Source organism: Streptomyces griseorubiginosus, assembly GCF_001514195.1.
In the GTDB taxonomy this organism is placed as follows: Bacteria; Actinomycetota; Actinomycetes; order Streptomycetales; family Streptomycetaceae; genus Streptomyces; species Streptomyces griseorubiginosus.
The window spans coordinates 579,368-595,082 of sequence record NZ_KQ948736.1 but is presented as its reverse complement, the minus strand read 5'-3'; the positions used below and the strand labels follow the sequence as shown (position 1 = coordinate 595,082).

The window sequence follows — 15,715 nt, the reverse complement described above, 5'->3', positions numbered from 1 at the left end:
GTGCGGGAGGGGGCCGCCCGGCCGGTCGGCCCCGCCGTCAGGTGGCGGGGCCTATACGCGGAGCCTTCGAGCGGCTCCGAGGGAGAAACGGTGCCTGTAGCGCTTTTAGGGGCGCGGGGAACTGCGCGACCAGCCACAGCGGACCCGCAGTCGACAACGGTCTCCCCACGGAGTGCTCGGCGGGGGCTATTCGAGAAGCTCCGCGTACGAACCCATGGCCAAGGCAATGTCCGCCTGGGCCCAGAACCGGTGGTACGTGAACGACGGCACCGCGCCGCCCGCGAGATACGCCTGGATCTTCGACCAGGCCGGGTCGTTCTTGTAGAAGGACCGGATGGACTCGAACGTGGACGACGAGTTGATCGCGTCCCCGTTCGGCATGGTCCCGGTCCACCCGCTCGGCACGTACACCGAGTCGTCGAACCGGTTGTAGTCCGCGCGGTCCTCCGGCACCGCGACGCCGAGGCTGTCCTGGTAGTTGTTCCACATGCCGTCCAGGAGCGCCTTGGCCGTGGTCTTCGCCGCGGTGTCACCGGACTTGGCGGCGTAGTAGCTCAGCGTCTTGGCGTAGGCGGCGGCCACACCGACGTCGTTGGTGTAGTCGGCGACGGTGACGTGAAGTCCGCTGTTGGCGCCGGGACTTGACGCGTTCCAGGTGTCGGGCTGGCCCGACCACTGGAGGGTCGAGGGGATCCGGTAGGTGCCGTCCGGGTTGATGGTGGTCTTGGACAGCGCCCACTTGACCCACTTGTCGAGGACCGCCTTGGCCTGCGCATTGCCCGTCTGCTGGTAGTACTCGGCGACGCGCTCCATCGACCAGGCCTGGAACCCGAACCACTGGTTGGACGGCGGGTCGTGGTAGACGGGCTGCTCGTCGTAGTACATGCCGTAGAAGGTGGACTTGCCGGCCGGGGGACTGGCGTAGCGGCCCGCCCAGCTGTTGGTCGCACCGCCCGCGATGGCGCCCTCGTCGGACTGGAGCCACCGGTAGAACTCCAACTGCCGGGTCAGCGAGGTGTTCCAGTCCGCCGCGCCGGTGGCCGACTTGGGCTTCAGGTCGGCGTAGGAGCTCAGCGCGTACGCGGCCATCGGGTTCTGGTAGCCGCTGTGCGCGTGGCTGGAGCCGATGCGCCAGGCCCACCCTGCCGAGGTGTCGGTCGCGCCGCCCCAGGCGTAGTACCAGGACAGCAGGTACATCGAGGAGTTCTTGCCGCTGCCGGCCGCGCAGGTGGACGGCCCGACACAGTTGCCGATCTTCTTGAAGTACTTGTCGTACATGGCGTAGCGCAGGTAGTCGCCCATCTTCGCGGCCTTGCCCACGGTCGCGGAGACGTCGGAGCCCTTGCCCTGCTGCCTGGCCCAGATGTCCGCCCAGTACGCGGCCTGCACGGCCCGTGCGTCGGCGTCCGGGGCGTTGGTGAACTTCCACTGCTTGGCGTAGGAGGAGTCACCGGTGAACAGGTCCAAGTACCCGTTCTTGCCACCGTACTTGAAGGCGTCGCAGGTCGGCTGCGGCACCGTCTCCCACACCGACTCCTGCGCACCGCGCTGGAAGGTGTTGATGTACGACGGTCCGGTGTCGGCAGGTCCGGCCTCGCACTTGCCGGGCGAGTTGCCGTAGCCGTAGACGTTGTCGACGTCCTGGAGCCAGTGCATGCCGTAGATGTCGTCCGTGCCGTACGCCGACTTCAGCTCACCGGCGATCGGATCGGACCCCACCGACACACCGCTGTCCAGCTTGGCCGGGTACTCGTTGGGGGTGTCCAGCTCGGGTGCGTAGGTGGCCGGCTTGGAGGCGTTGTAGAAGGAGTTGGTCGGCTGGTCGGCGTGGGTGGGGATCATGTACTTCTCCATGATCTCCCAGGCGCCGTTGAACTTGGACCAGTCGCCGGTCACCTTGCCGTACATGGCCTGGAGCCACAGGAGGTAGCTGTACGCCTCCGAGGTGGTCTCGTGACCGTGGTCCGGCGCCTCGACGATCAGCGTCTCCACCGAGTGGTAGGGAATGCCCTCGGGGGAGAAGTAGCCGTTCGCCGGGTTGGTGATCTTCCCGTACAGATCCAGGAAGCGGGCGTTGTACGTGCCCGTCGCCGCGATCTGGGTGACGTTCACCGAGGCCTTGGCGTGGCCGGTGGCCGTGGACTCGAAGGTGGCCGCGCCGGTGCCGGAGGCGTTGCCGGTGATGGTCACCGTCTGCGCGGTGTTCCAGTTCGACGGCGTGAAGGTGAGCGAGGCGCCACCCGTGACCGAGAGGCCGGAGTTGCCGCTCGTACGGGCCGTCGTGACTGTCACGTTGGCCGAGGGCTGCGTCGAGAGCTTCACGGTGTAGGCGCCCGTCTTGCCCTGCTGGACGGCCAGTTGGGTGGTCGAGGCGACGATCGCGGGGCCCGAGGCGACGGTGATCCCGACCGGCGTCGACTCGGCGGACGCGCCCAGGCTGTCGTACGCCTTCGCGAGCAGCGAATGACTGCCCACGGTCAAGCTGGAGGCCGAGAGCGAGTACGGCGATGTCGTGTCCGTGCCCAGCAGCGTGGTGTTGTCGTAGAACTCCACCTTGCTGATCGTCGCGTTGTCCGCGGCGGCGGCCGTCGCGGCGAGCGGGACCGCGGTGCCCTGGGTGTAGACCGCTCCCGCGGCCGGGCTGGTCAGCACGGTGATCGGCGGCTGGTGGGCTCCGGTGCAACTGGTGCCGTTGACCGCGAAGTTGGTGGGCGAGGTGTTGGTGCCGCTGTAGGTGAACTGCGCCCCGGTGGAGACGGCGGCGCCCGCGGCGATGGTGGCGTTGTAGCCGGCGTCCTTGACGCTGATGTTCTGGCCGGACTGGGACCAGACGCCGTTCCAGCCGTTGCTCAGCTTCTGGTTGCCGGCGTAGCCGTACGTCAGGGTCCAGCCGTTGATGGCGTCCGTGCCGCGGTTGGTGATCGTCAGGTCCGCGGTGAAACCGGAGCCCCAGTCATTGGTCTTGTAGTCGACACTGCACTGAACGGCGGCTGCCTGTGCGGGAGTTGAAGCCGCACTCAGCATCGCGAACGGCAGTGCCATGGCCGCCACGACAGCGGTCCACAATCGCCGGGCGGTCCGGCGTCTCCTGGTGGGGGGCATTGCTGGTTCCTCCTTGTGCGGCTCGGAGAAGTCAAGGCTTGAACCAGTGGGAGCGCTCCCATAGTGAGGATGGGTCTTCAAGGGGTCAAGGCTTGTGAACAGTCGAAAAGATTCGACGAACAGGCCGGGCAAAAGGCCGGTGACTCCTCTGTTCTTTGCCGTCACTTGGCGCTACCTTCCTTGACACCAGTGGGAGCGATTCCATCAGTCGACGCGTCCGTCACGACGCGCTGATCTGCAAGGAGTCGCTCATGCGACACCCCCCGCGTTCAGTACTTTTAACCGCCGTCGCCGATGCGGGCGCCCTCGCCGGGTCCGTGACGGTTCCGGCGGCCAAGGCGTTCGGCGTCATCCCCGCCTGCTCTCGGTGGAGCGCATCCAGCTTCTGCTGGGCCTCGACGGCCGACACCCGCCACCGACCTGATCCTGGCCGGCGGGCTCGCCTGCGCGAACGAGAGCTGCTGGAAACCCACGCTCGCCCTGGGATCACGACGGCACACCCACGGCGTTCGGCACCGGGCTGCGCGACCGTCTGCGCGCCCTGAACGGACAGCGCCCGCACCGACCCGTTCCCTCGCACACCCGTGCCCCGTGCACGGCACCCTCTCGACGGACAACACCCGCGATCGATAAGGAAACCCGCACTCATGAGTCGTACGAGAACAGCGCTCCTCGCTGCCCTTGCGCTCGTCGCAGGGGCCTCCGGGACCGCGCTCGCCGTGGTCCCCGGGGACGTGGGCATCGCCGCCGTCCCCTGCACCGTGGACTACAAGGTGCAGAACCAGTGGGACACCGGCTTCACCACCGCCGTCACGATCACCAACAACAGCGCGGCCAAGTCGAGTTGGTCGCTGAAGTGGTCGTACGCCGGAAACCAGAAGGTCTCCAACTTCTGGAACTCCAAGATCAGTCAGAGCGGTACGGCCGTCACCGCGAACAACGAGAGCTACAACGGCTCGCTGGCCACCGGCGCTTCGGTCAGCTTCGGCTTCCAGGGCACCTACAGCGGCACCAACGCGGTGCCGACCACCTTCACGCTCGACGGGGTGACCTGCAACGTCGACGGCGGCGGCCCCACCGACCCGGGCCCGACCGATCCGGGCACCCCCGGCACCGGCACCCGGGTCGACAACCCCTACGCGGGCGCCAAGGTGTACGTGAACCCCGAGTGGTCCGCCAACGCCGCCGCCGAGCCGGGCGGCAGCCGCATCGCCAACCAGCCCACCGGCGTGTGGCTGGACCGGGTCGCCGCGATCAACGGCGCGGGCGGGAAGATGGGCCTGCGGGCGCACCTCGACGAGGCCCTCAAGCAGAAGGGCAGCGGCGAACTCGCCGTACAGCTGGTGATCTACGACCTGCCGGGCCGTGACTGTGCCGCGCTCGCCTCCAACGGTGAGTTCGGTCCGACGGACATCGACAAGTACAAGACGCAGTACATCGACCCGATCGCCGCGATCCTCGCCGACTCCAAGTACGCCTCGCTGCGGATCGTCACCACGGTCGAGCTCGACTCCCTGCCGAACCTCGTCACCAACGTGTCGCCCCGGAACACCGCCACCCCCAACTGCGACACGATGAAGTCCAACGGCAACTACATCAAGGGTGTCGGCTACGCGCTGAACAAGCTCGGTGACGTCCCCAACGTCTACAACTACGTGGACGCCGGGCACCACGGCTGGCTCGGCTGGGACGACAACTTCTCGGCGACCGTCCAGACGATCAAGCAGGCTGCGACCGCCGAGGGCGCCACGGTGAACGACGTCCACGGCTTCATCACCAACACCGCCAACTACAGCGCGCTGAAGGAGCCGTACTACACCATCAACGACTCCGTGAACGGCAAGTCCGTGCGCGAGTCGAAGTGGGTCGACTGGAACCGTTACGTCGACGAGCTCTCCTACGCCCAGGCCTTCCGTCAGGAGGCCGTGAGCCAGGGCTTCCCGTCGGGCGTCGGCATGCTCATCGACACCTCCCGCAACGGCTGGGGCGGCAGCGCCCGGCCGACCGGTCCCGGGGCCAAGACCGATGTGAACACCTACGTCGACGGCGGCCGCATCGACCGGCGCCTCAACACCGGCAACTGGTGCAACCAGTCCGGCGCCGGCCTCGGCGAGCGTCCGCAGGCCAGCCCGGCGGCCGGGATCGACGCCTACGTGTGGATCAAGCCCCCGGGTGAGTCCGACGGGGCGAGCAGCGCCGTTCCGAACGACGAGGGCAAGGGCTTCGACCGGATGTGCGACCCGACGTACACCGGCAACCCGCGGAACAACAACAACATGTCCGGTGCGCTGCCGAACGCTCCGCTGTCGGGGCACTGGTTCTCGGCGCAGTTCCAGGAGCTCATGAAGAACGCGTACCCCGCGCTCTAGCTTCGCCGGGTGCGGTGGGACTGCGGCTGTCCGTCCGTCGTGGCTGGTCGCGCCCCGCGGCGGAGCCGCAGATCGATACAGTCCCGCGCCCCTGAGAACATCAACTCCACCGGGGTCTGGTCAGTGCTCCTTGGCCAGGCCCCGGCGGATCGCCAGCTCCACCGCCGAGTAGTCGCCGTCGGGGCGGTGCACCTCGCACCGCTCCGACGGCAACAGCGGTGGCTGGGCCATGAAGCGGGGGTTCGTACCGTGGTGGGGCTGGGCCGCGTGCACCAGGAAGGGGTGGCAGAGGTAGACGTCCCCCGGGCTGCCGGTGGCATGGGCGAGGGGGCGGTGCGCCGATGCCTCGTCCACCTTCGGGCCCAACTCCAGGAAGGAGGCGCCCTGTTCGCCGTAAGGCTCCAGGACCGGCGGTACGTCGAGATGGGAGCCCACTCTGATGCGGGTCGGGGCGTCCTCCTCCGTGACCTCGCTGAACAGGAACAGCATCAGCAACGCACGCTCCCGGGAACGGAGGTTGGTGTGGTACATCCCCGGCTGCGCGCCCTCGGGGAGGTAGCTTCCCTCGATGTGCCAGCCGGCGTCGTCCGGCTCCTCCGCGTGCGGGAACCGCAACGGGAACGTGCCCAGCGAATAGCGGGACTGCCAGCGGTCCTCACCCACCAGCAGGTCGAACGCCGTATGCAGGGCAGGGGTGTTGGCGGCCGCGGCGAAGGGGCCCTGGGCCATACCGGGGACCCGCACCACCGGGTCCTTCCAGGAGGCCGGGTCCTCGGGGTCGTAGCCCGTCTCCCGCCACAGCAGTGACGCGCAGTGCTGGGCGACGCGCGATGGGAAGGCGCCCTCGATCTTCACGAATCCGTCGTCGAGGAAGCGCTCGACCAGTTCGTCGTCCATGCGGGTCATGGTGGTGGACCGGCCTCTCCGGCGCATCCCCTTTTCCCCGCGTCCGCGCTGCCGTCGTTTTGCCGTGTCGGCAACATCGCTGGCGTCCGTGCGGTGCGTCGGCGCACGCTGTCGGCATCCTGAGGAGAGGCTGACGGCATGGCGCACCACCACAACCACGACCAGGACCACCACCACGGTCACCAGCACACCGACATCGACTGGTCCAGGATGGCCGAGCACCTGGAGACCCAGGCGGAACTGTTCACACCCCTGTACGAGCGGGCCCTCGCCTGGCTCGGCCACAAGCAGACCGAACCGGGGCTGATCGTCGACGCGGGAAGCGGGCCCGGAGTGCTCTCCTGTCTGCTCGCGGAGGCGTTCCCCGGGGCCCGGGTCGTCGCCGTCGACGCGGCCGAGCCCTTGCTGGAGCGGGCCTCGGCGCGGGCCGCGCGGCTCGGTCTCGCCGACCGCTTCGGCACCCTCACCGGTGAACTCCCCGGGGTCCTCGACGACTTGGACTACCCCGTCGACCTGCTGTGGGCCAGCCGGAGCCTGCACCACCTGGGGGACCAGCGGGCCGGGATCGCCGCGTTCGCCGCCCGGCTGGTGCGCGGGGGCACCCTGGCGCTGATGGAGGGCGGTCTGCCCGCCCGCTTCCTGCCCCGGGACCTCGGGATCGGGCGGCCGGGGCTCCAGGCGCGGCTCGACGCCCTGGAGGAGGAGTGGTTCACCGAGATGCGGGCGGGGCTGGCCGACTCCGTGGCCGAGACCGAGGACTGGCCCGCGCTGATGGCCGCCGCGGGGCTTCGGCACACGGGGACCCGGAGTTTCCTGCTGGATCTTCCGGCGCCGACGACGGATCGGGCCCGGGCCTACATCGCCGCGTCGCTGGGGCGGCTGCGGGAGGTGTTCGCCGATCAGCTGGCGCCGGACGACCGGGAGACCCTCGACCGGCTGCTCGACCCCGAGGACGCGGCGAGCGTGCATCGGCGGGGGGACGTCTTCCTGCTCGCCGCGCACACCGTGCACACCGCCGTGCGGACCGGCTGAGGCACGGAAACCTCGCGGCCGACGCCGCACCGGCGAGCCCGACTGCCGTCGGGCTCACGGCACTTGACTTCGAGAACGCTCCAACTGATGTACTCCCTGCCATCCACGAGAGCACAGCGGAACACAGGGGGAAACCATGTCCGACGCACCGGTCGCACTCATCACCGGCGGTGGCAGCGGTATCGGCGCCGCGGTCGCACGGCAACTGCTCGACGCGGGGCACAAGGTGGCCGTCACCGGCCGCGGTGAGCCGCGGCTGCGCGCCTTCGCCGAGGAACTCGGCAACCCCGAGGGTCTGTTGACGTTCGTCGGCAACGCGGGCGAGTACGCCGACGTGCAGGCGGCCGTCGACGGCACGCTCAAGGAGTTCGGGCGACTGGACACGGTCGTCGCCAACGCCGGCTTCGCCACGCACGACACCGTGGCCGCGGGGGACCCGGCGGGCTGGAGCGAGATGGTGCTGACCAACGTCCTCGGCCCCGCCCTGCTCATCCGGGCCTCCATCGACGCGCTCAAGGAGACCCGCGGCCGGATCGTGCTGATCGGCAGCGTGGCCGGGTTCGTGCACGGGCCCGGCAACATCTACGGCGCCACGAAGTGGGCGGTGACCGGGCTCGCCGAGAACGCCCGGCGCGAGGTCACGGAGTTCGGTGTCGGGGTCACCCTGGTCGCCCCGGGGCGCGTGGAGACGCCGTTCTGGGACAGCTACGGCAGCCTGCCGCCCGGTCACCTGCTCACCGCCGACCAGATCGCCGACTCGGTGGTGTGGGCCGTACGGCAGCCGGAGGGCGTCGACATCAACACCGTCGTCGTACGGCCCGTCGGGCAGCCCGTCTGACGGCCGGCGCCGGACCCACGACGATCGGCGCCGGACAGACGACGGCCGGCGCCGGACACACGACGGCCGGCGGTGGGTCCCCGATACGGGAGGCCCACCGCCGGCCGAAGCGCTGGTGCGTCAGGCGGCGTTGAACGTCGACGGGTCCGGGCCGAGGCGCCGGTCCTCGTTGAGCGCGCTGATCGCCGCCAGGTCCTCGGTGTCCAGGCTGAAGTCGAAGACCTCGATGTTCTCCTTGATCCGCGACGGCGTCACGGACTTCGGGATCACGACATTGCCGAGCTGGAGGTGCCAGCGCAGCACGACCTGGGCCGGGGTGCGGTCGTGCTTCTGGGCGATGGCCACGACCGCCGGGACCTCCAGGAGTCCCTTGCCGGAGCCGAGCGGCGACCAGGCCTCGGTGGCGATGCCCTGCTCCGCGTGGAACTCGCGGGCGGCCCGCTGCTGGAGGTGCGGGTGCAGCTCGATCTGGTCGACGGCCGGCACGACGGACGTCTCGTCGATCAGCCGCCGCAGGTGCTCGGGCTCGAAGTTGGAGACACCGATCGCCTTGATCCGGCCATCGGCGTGCAGCTTCTCGAACGCCTTGTAGCTGTCGACGTACAGGTCGCGGGCGGGCGTCGGCCAGTGGATCAGGTACAGGTCCACGTAGTCCAGGCCGAGCTTGGCCAGCGAGGTGTCGAAGGCGCGCAGGGTCGCGTCGTAGCCCTGGTCGCTGTTCCAGAGCTTGGTGGTGACGAAGATGTCCTCGCGGGGGACCCCGGAAGCCGCGATGGCCTTGCCGGTGCCCTCTTCATTGCCGTAGATCGCCGCTGTGTCGATGCTGCGGTACCCGGCCTCCAACGCCGTGCTGACCGCGCGCTCCGCCTCGTCGTCCGGCACCTGCCACACGCCGAAGCCCAACTGGGGCATCTCGACGCCGTTGTTGAGGATGATCGGGGGGACCTTGCTGCTCACGAGCTCTTGATCCTTACGGTTGTCGGACGGTGGTACTCCCATCGTCAACGATCACGAGCCGTGATGCATTCCTGACCGGAGAATCCGTCCGAACTGACCCGCCGGTCAGTGAGTCATGGCTGAAATTGGCCGGAAATGCATCCGACGTCTTCGGTACAGACCATTGACCACCGACGGTCCTGCCGCGACTCTGGATCGCGCCATCGGGCGGAATCCTGAACTCTGTTCATGGATATGAATCCATCCGATCTTTCATCCGATGTTTCCCGTGTCTCCTGGCTCACGGAGAGGGAGGAACATGAGACGCCGTCGTCTGCGCACGGCTCTGACGACCCTTGCACTCGCCGCCGCGACCCTGGTCACCGTGCCGGCCGCCGCACCCCCGACCGCCGGCTCCCCGACCGGCCCGTCCCCGGACCGCGACTGGTCCGTGGCGATGGTCGAGTCGACCATGGCCCGCTACACGCCGAGCAGCATCGGCGGCTGGTCCTACCCGGTCGGCCTCTACCTCTACGGCCAGTACCTCGCGTACGAGCGCACCCATGACACCCGTTACCTGACCTACATCAAGGACTACGTCGACCGCTTCGTGAAGAGCGACGGCTCGATCGGCCAGTCCTTCAACAGCCTCGACAGCATGCAGGCCGGCCGGCTCCTGGTGATCCTGCACCACGAGACCGGCCAGGACCGCTACCGCAGGGCGGCGAAGAAGATCGTCGACCGCCTGGCCGGCTACCCCCGCACGAGCGACGGCGGCTTCTGGCACGCCGACACCGCGAGCCGCGCCCACCAGCTCTGGGCGGACGGCGTCTACATGGTGAACCCGTTCCTCGTCGAGTACGGAGAGGAGTTCGGCGACAGCTCGTCCACCGACGACGAGGCCGCGAAGCAGCTCGCCGTCTACGGAAGCCACCTCCAGGTCGCGAACGGACTGCTCAAGCACGCCTACGACGAGTCGAAGACCGCCGGCTGGGCCGACCCGCGCACCGGACTGGCCCCCGAGCACTGGTGCCGTGCGGTCGGCTGGTACTCCATGGCGATCGTCGACGTGCTGGACGGCATCCCGCAGAACCACCCGCGCCGGGCCCAGCTGCTCGGCATCCTCCGCAGGCTGGCGGCGGGTCTGGAGAAGTACCAGGACCCGGCGACCGGCCGCTGGTTCCAGGTGATCGACAAGGGTGCCCGCGGCGACAACTGGACCGAGACGTCCTGCTCCAGCATGTTCACGTACGCCCTCTCGCGCGGTGCTCAGCAGGGGTATCTGGACCAGCGTTTCAAGGCCGTCGCGCACCGCGGCTACCAGGGCGTGCTCGCCCGGCTCTCGGTCGGCTCCGACGGGCGCACGAACCTCGCCGACATCTCCATCGGCACCAACGTCGGCGACTACGCGTACTACATCGCTCGCGACCGGGCCACCAACGACTTCCACGGCCTGGGCGCCTTCCTGATCATGAACGAACAACTGCGAGGTGATTGATGTCATGAGCACATCCAGAAGAGTGTTGCTGGGGGCCGCGCTCGGCGGTGCCACGGCGGCCGCGGCCGGTCTGCCGACGGCGACCGCCGCCCACGCCGCCTCCTGGCAGCAGAAGTGGGCCCCCTCCGCGAGCGCCGACGGCCTCGGCGCCTTCGAGACGGTCGAGGACGACCGCGCCGACTCGCACTCCGCCGGGCAGCCGCACATCTACGCCACCGGCAACAACTGGCGCTTCGACATGCACACCGTCGACCGCGACACCTCGACCGACCGCCAGCGCCAGGAGGTCACCGGGCTGCGCAACGGCAGCGGCGGCAACTACCTGAAGTGGACGAAGGGCCAGACCTGGCGGGTCACCTACTCGATGTACATCCCGAGCTCCCTGAAGGCGACCACCACCTTCACCCACATCATGCAGATGAAGCAGCCGGGCAGCGGCACCTCGCCGATCGTCGTGCAGTCCCTGCGCCGCGTGAACGGCAGGCAGACCATCGAGCTGAAGCTCGCCATCGACGACATCCTCGTCGGCCGCACCGACCTGGACCCGCTGCACGACAAGTGGACCGACGTCGACTTCCAGATCAAGGTCGGCGACGGCTCGGCGGGTTCGGTCCGCTGGATCCTCAAGTCCGCCGGCTCGGCCGTCGTCGACGCGTCGAAGACCGGCGTCGACACCTTCCTGGCCGACCGGGTCCGCCCGAAGTGGGGCATCTACCGCTCCCTCGGCGACACCTCCGGCTCCCTCCAGAACACCTACTTGCTGCTCAGCAATCTCCGCGGCTACCAACTGGTCTGAGGAGCCGTCACCTTGAAACCCCCCACAGCCAGACATTCCCGAGCGGCGGCGATCGTCCTCTTCGTCGTCGCCGTCGTCCTCGGACTCAGCCACCCGGCCGCCCTGCAGGAGCCGTCCCAGGTCGCCGCCGTCTTCGACGTCCGCTTCCCGCCCGGCGGCTCCCCGTTCGACGTGGGCCTCCAGGACACGACGGGCGACTGCCTGACGGGCAGTCACCACACCTCTGGCGGCGCCCTGCGGGTCTCGGGAGGTCAGGACTGCGGCCGTACGGCGGTGCAGCCGCTCGACCTCGAGAACCCCCGCCAGGACTTCCTGCGCGACTCCGTCGGCGGTCTCTTCCTGCACTGGGGCCTGCGCACCGCACCGGCCCACACCAGTTGCACGGCCTGGGAGAACGACGTCACGAACGGCGGCTGGAACGCCGACTACTGGGTGAAGGAGGCCCAGAAGCTGCACACGCAGTACCTCGTCCTCGCCTCCTTCCACAGCCGCCTCGGTTACGCCCGCACCTGGCCGTCGAAGATCCCCGGCTCCTGCTCCACCCAACGCGACTTCCTGGGTGAGCTGGTCAGGGCCGCCAAGGCCAAGGGGCTGAAGGTCATCCTCTACATGACCAACGACCCCCAGTGGCACGACGAGGGCGGCCACGAGTGGCTCGACTCGGCCGCCTACTCCGCCTACAAGGGCAAGAACGTCGACCTGACCACCAACGACGGCTTCGGGCAGTTCAGTTACGACAACTTCTTCGAGGTCATGGACCGTTACCCCGACCTCGGCGGCTTCTGGATCGACAACGACAACGCCTACTGGGAGAGCCGCGACCTCTACCGGCAGATCTACGAGAAGCGCCCGGACTACACGCTCAGCAACAACAACGAGGACACGCCGATCATGGACATGATCAGCAATGAGCAGAAGACGGGGATGACGCCGGCGTACGACTACCCGCAGGCCGTCTACACGGCCCAACCCCGCCTCACCGAGGCCGACTTCAAACTGCCCTCCACCGGCTCGTGGTGGTACGGCGGCACCGATCCGTCGGTCGACAAGATGCTCACCCTCGGCCGCCTCGTCACCAACGCCGGATCGTCCGTGAAGGCACTGATGGCCGAGACCGCCCAGGTCAACGGCAAGTTCCCCGCCAAACAGGCCGAGTTCAACAACTTCGCGAACTCCTACCTCAACCCCATCTGGGAGTCGCTGCACGGTACGGAGGGCGGCGGCTACCTGTACGGCGGGCTCAAGCCGGGCTTCTGGAACGACGGCGCCCACGGCGTGACCACGATCAGCAGGAGCGACCCCGACCGCCAGTACATCCACGTCCTGACCCCGCCCAGCACCAGCACGCTGCGCATCCGCGACAACGGCTACCGCGTCGCCTCGGCCACCAACCTCCGTACGGGCGCGGCGGTTTCGTGGTCGCAGTCGGGCGGCGTGCTCACTCTCTCCGGGCTCGGGAACTGGGACCCGTACGACACGGTGTTCAAGGTCGTCACGGCCGGCCGCCAGGGCATCCTCACCGGCGTCAAGGTGAGCGCGAGCGCCTCGGCGAGCGGTCACGCGGGTTCGGCCGCCGGTGACGGCGACTACCGCACCTACTGGGACAACGACAAGACCCTGCCCGTCAACCTCACCTTCGACCTCGGCAGCTCGAAGAAGGTCCAGTACCTCGGGCTCAACCAGCGCGAGGACTCCGTCGCCTACGTCCGTTCGGACACCGAGCAGTCGGCGCGGATCAAGGACTACAAGGTGTATCTGAGCGCCGACGGCACGACCTGGGGCAGCCCAGTGAAGACCGGCCAGCTGCCGAGCCGCCGCGGTGTGCAGGGCATCGACCTGACCGCGGCCAACGCCCGCCATGTCCGCCTGGAGGTCACCTCCACCTGGGCCGCCGCCACCGACACCACCCGCTACAAGCGACTGCGCATCGACGAGGCGTGGATCGGCACGTCGTACGCCACACCCGCGAACGGGGGACAGTGATGTTCCGGATCAGATCGCTCACGGCCGCGGTGGCGGGCCTGCTCCTCACCGCCGCCGTGCCGCTCCTGGGCACCGCCCAACCGGCCGCCGCCTCGGACAACGGCCAGTCCGTCCGGCCCGCCATGGGCTGGTCCAGCTGGAGCTACGTGCGCCGCACACCGACCGAGGCGAAGATCAAGGCGCAGGCCGACGCGCTCGTGTCGACCGGTCTCAAGAACCACGGCTTCGTCCACATCAACCTGGACGACTTCTGGCAGAAGTGCGACTCGAACGGCTTCGTCGTCGACTCCTACGGCCGCTGGACCGTCGACTCCGCCAAGTTCCCGTCCGGCATCAAGGCGCTGGCCGACTACGTCCACTCCAAGGGCCTGAAGTTCGGCTTCTACGTGACGCCCGGCATCGCCAAGAACGCCGTCACCAAGAACACACCGATCGAGGGGACTTCGTACCACGCCAAGGACATCGCGGACACCTCGAAGACGGAGAAGAACTACAACTGCAAGAACATGTACTACATCGACTACTCCAAGCCGGGAGCCCAGGAGTTCGTGAACTCCTGGGCGAGGCAGTTCGCCTCCTGGGGAGTCGACTACCTGAAGATCGACGGAGTGGGCAGCCAGGACATTCCCGACGTCGAGGCGTGGGACAAGGCCCTGCGTGCCACCGGACGGCCCATCAACTTCGCGCTGTCCAACAACCTCCCCATCGCCGACGCCTCCACCTGGCGGAAACTGGCCAACAGTTGGCGCACCCAGGGTGACGTCGAGTGCTACTGCGGGCCGGGGAGCAACGGCAGCGGCTATCCGCTCACCGACTGGTCCCACGTCACCAAACGCTTCGACTCGGCGGCCTCCTGGCAGCCGCACGCGGGCCCCGGAGGCTGGAACGACCTGGACTCGCTGGAGATCGGCAACGGCGACCAGGTGGGCCTGACCGCCGACCAGCGCCGGTCCCACTTCACGCTTTGGGCGATGGCCGCCTCGCCGCTGCTGCTCGGCACCGACCTGACCGATCTCGACCCGGTCGACAAGGCGATGCTGACCAACGACCGCCTCATCGGGGTCGACCAGGACGGCGTCGCTGCCAAGCGGATCGTCAGCAGCGGGGTCAAGCAGGTCTGGAGCAAGAAGGAGAGCGACGGCCAGTACGTGGTGGCCCTGTTCAACACGGGTACGTCCGGCAGCGCGACGGTCGCCGTGGACTGGTCCCAGGTCGGCTTCACCGGCTCCGGAGACGTCACCGACCTGTGGTCCGGCTCCCACAAGGGCGTGATCGCCGACTCCTACAGCGCGACGCTGCGGCCCGGCGAGACCCGGCTGGTCCGCGTGAAGCCCGTCAACTCCCTGAAGAGCGCGGCCGCTTCGCCGGGCATGGCCGTCGCCCCCTACGAGTACCTCGGCTGGGGCAACCCGCAGAACGCCACCTCGGTGATGTCGGCGACCGGCGTCAAGTGGTTCACCCTCGCGTTCATCCTCTCCGACGGCGGCTGCACCCCGAAGTGGGACGGCTCGCGCCCGCTGACCGGCGGCACCGACCAGTCGAGGATCGACGCGATCAGATCCGCCGGCGGTGACGTCATGGTCTCCGTCGGCGGCTGGAGCGGGAACAAGCTCGGCGAGAAGTGCTCCAGCGCCTCGGCGCTCGCCGGCGCCTACCAGAAAGTGATCAACGCCTACCGGCTGAAGGCCCTCGACATCGACATCGAGAACACCGAGTGGTCCAACGCGACCGTTCGGCAGCGGGTCGTCGACGCGCTGAAGACCGTCAAGGCGAACAACCCGGGCCTGAAGACGGTCATCACCTTCGGCACCACGACCAGCGGCCCCGACTCCACCGGCGTCGACATGATCAAGCGGGCGGCGAACTCGGGCCTGGCGAACGACGTGTGGTGCATCATGCCGTTCGACTTCGGCGGCGGCACCACGAACATGGGCACCCTGACCACGCAGGCCATGGAAGGACTCAAGGCACGGGTGAAGTCGGCGTACGGCTACAGCGACGCCACCGCCTACGCGCACATCGGGCTGTCCTCGATGAACGGCAAGACCGACGACTCCGGTGAGCGCGTCCGCGTCGCCGACTTCAGGACCATGCTCGCCTACGCCCAGCAGCACCACATCGGACGCCTCACCTACTGGTCTGTCAACCGCGACCGCCCCTGCGGCTCGGGCACCGACGGCGACTCGTGCAGCGGTGTGACGCAGCAGCCGTACGACTACCTCAAGGTCTTCACCCAGTACACGGGCTGAAGGGAG

The 15,715-nt window shown here is 68.5% G+C and carries 10 protein-coding genes; 7 read left to right on the top strand and 3 right to left on the bottom strand.

All coding sequences use genetic code 11. The annotated features are described in order from the left end of the window. Positions 1–186 precede the first annotated feature (186 nt). A complete protein-coding gene (locus tag AQJ54_RS15305) occupies positions 187–3,102 on the bottom strand; it encodes a glycoside hydrolase family 48 protein (RefSeq protein WP_062237812.1) in 2,916 nt (971 codons plus the stop codon). Between the two features lie 647 nt (positions 3,103–3,749). Here AQJ54_RS15305 and AQJ54_RS15295 point away from each other — a divergent pair. Beyond that, a complete protein-coding gene (locus tag AQJ54_RS15295; RefSeq protein WP_062237809.1) occupies positions 3,750–5,471 on the top strand; it encodes a glycoside hydrolase family 6 protein in 1,722 nt (573 codons plus the stop codon). A 120-nt stretch (positions 5,472–5,591) separates the two neighbouring features. On the opposite strand, the gene AQJ54_RS15290 is transcribed toward AQJ54_RS15295, so the two are convergent. Beyond that, a complete protein-coding gene (locus AQJ54_RS15290; protein ID WP_211278537.1) occupies positions 5,592–6,368 on the bottom strand; it encodes a phytanoyl-CoA dioxygenase family protein in 777 nt (258 codons plus the stop codon). Positions 6,369–6,515: 147 nt separating this feature from the next. Between AQJ54_RS15290 and AQJ54_RS15285 the strand changes: the two genes are divergently transcribed. After that, positions 6,516–7,409: a class I SAM-dependent methyltransferase gene (locus AQJ54_RS15285; RefSeq protein ID WP_062237805.1), complete on the top strand. Its 894-nt coding sequence runs from the start codon at positions 6,516–6,518 to the stop codon at positions 7,407–7,409. Positions 7,410–7,545: 136 nt separating this feature from the next. After that, complete coding sequence (locus AQJ54_RS15280) at positions 7,546–8,247, top strand: SDR family oxidoreductase (protein ID WP_062237803.1); 702 nt, start codon at positions 7,546–7,548, stop codon at positions 8,245–8,247. A 120-nt stretch (positions 8,248–8,367) separates the two neighbouring features. On the opposite strand, the gene AQJ54_RS15275 is transcribed toward AQJ54_RS15280, so the two are convergent. Next, positions 8,368–9,204: an aldo/keto reductase gene (locus AQJ54_RS15275; protein ID WP_062020977.1), complete on the bottom strand. Its 837-nt coding sequence runs from the start codon at positions 9,202–9,204 to the stop codon at positions 8,368–8,370. 298 nt (positions 9,205–9,502) lie between these two features. Between AQJ54_RS15275 and AQJ54_RS15270 the strand changes: the two genes are divergently transcribed. The 4 genes from AQJ54_RS15270 (at position 9,503) to AQJ54_RS15255 (ending at position 15,709) form a co-directional block, all read left to right on the top strand. Further along, on the top strand, positions 9,503–10,681 hold the full coding sequence (locus AQJ54_RS15270) for a glycoside hydrolase family 88/105 protein (protein WP_062237801.1): 1,179 nt from the start codon (positions 9,503–9,505) through the stop codon (positions 10,679–10,681). A gap of 4 nt (positions 10,682–10,685) precedes the next feature. Next, positions 10,686–11,477 carry a polysaccharide lyase family protein gene (locus AQJ54_RS15265; protein WP_062237799.1) on the top strand — a complete coding sequence of 264 codons (792 nt, stop codon included), beginning with the start codon at positions 10,686–10,688 and terminating at the stop codon, positions 11,475–11,477. A gap of 234 nt (positions 11,478–11,711) precedes the next feature. Further along, the gene (locus tag AQJ54_RS15260) at positions 11,712–13,460 is read left to right on the top strand and encodes a discoidin domain-containing protein (RefSeq protein WP_062238640.1); all 1,749 of its coding nucleotides are present in this window, start codon (positions 11,712–11,714) and stop codon (positions 13,458–13,460) included. Then, positions 13,460–15,709, top strand: coding sequence for an alpha-galactosidase (locus AQJ54_RS15255; protein WP_062237798.1), 2,250 nt, complete (start codon positions 13,460–13,462; stop codon positions 15,707–15,709). The genes AQJ54_RS15260 and AQJ54_RS15255 overlap by 1 nt, the downstream gene beginning before the upstream one ends. Positions 15,710–15,715 lie beyond the last annotated feature (6 nt).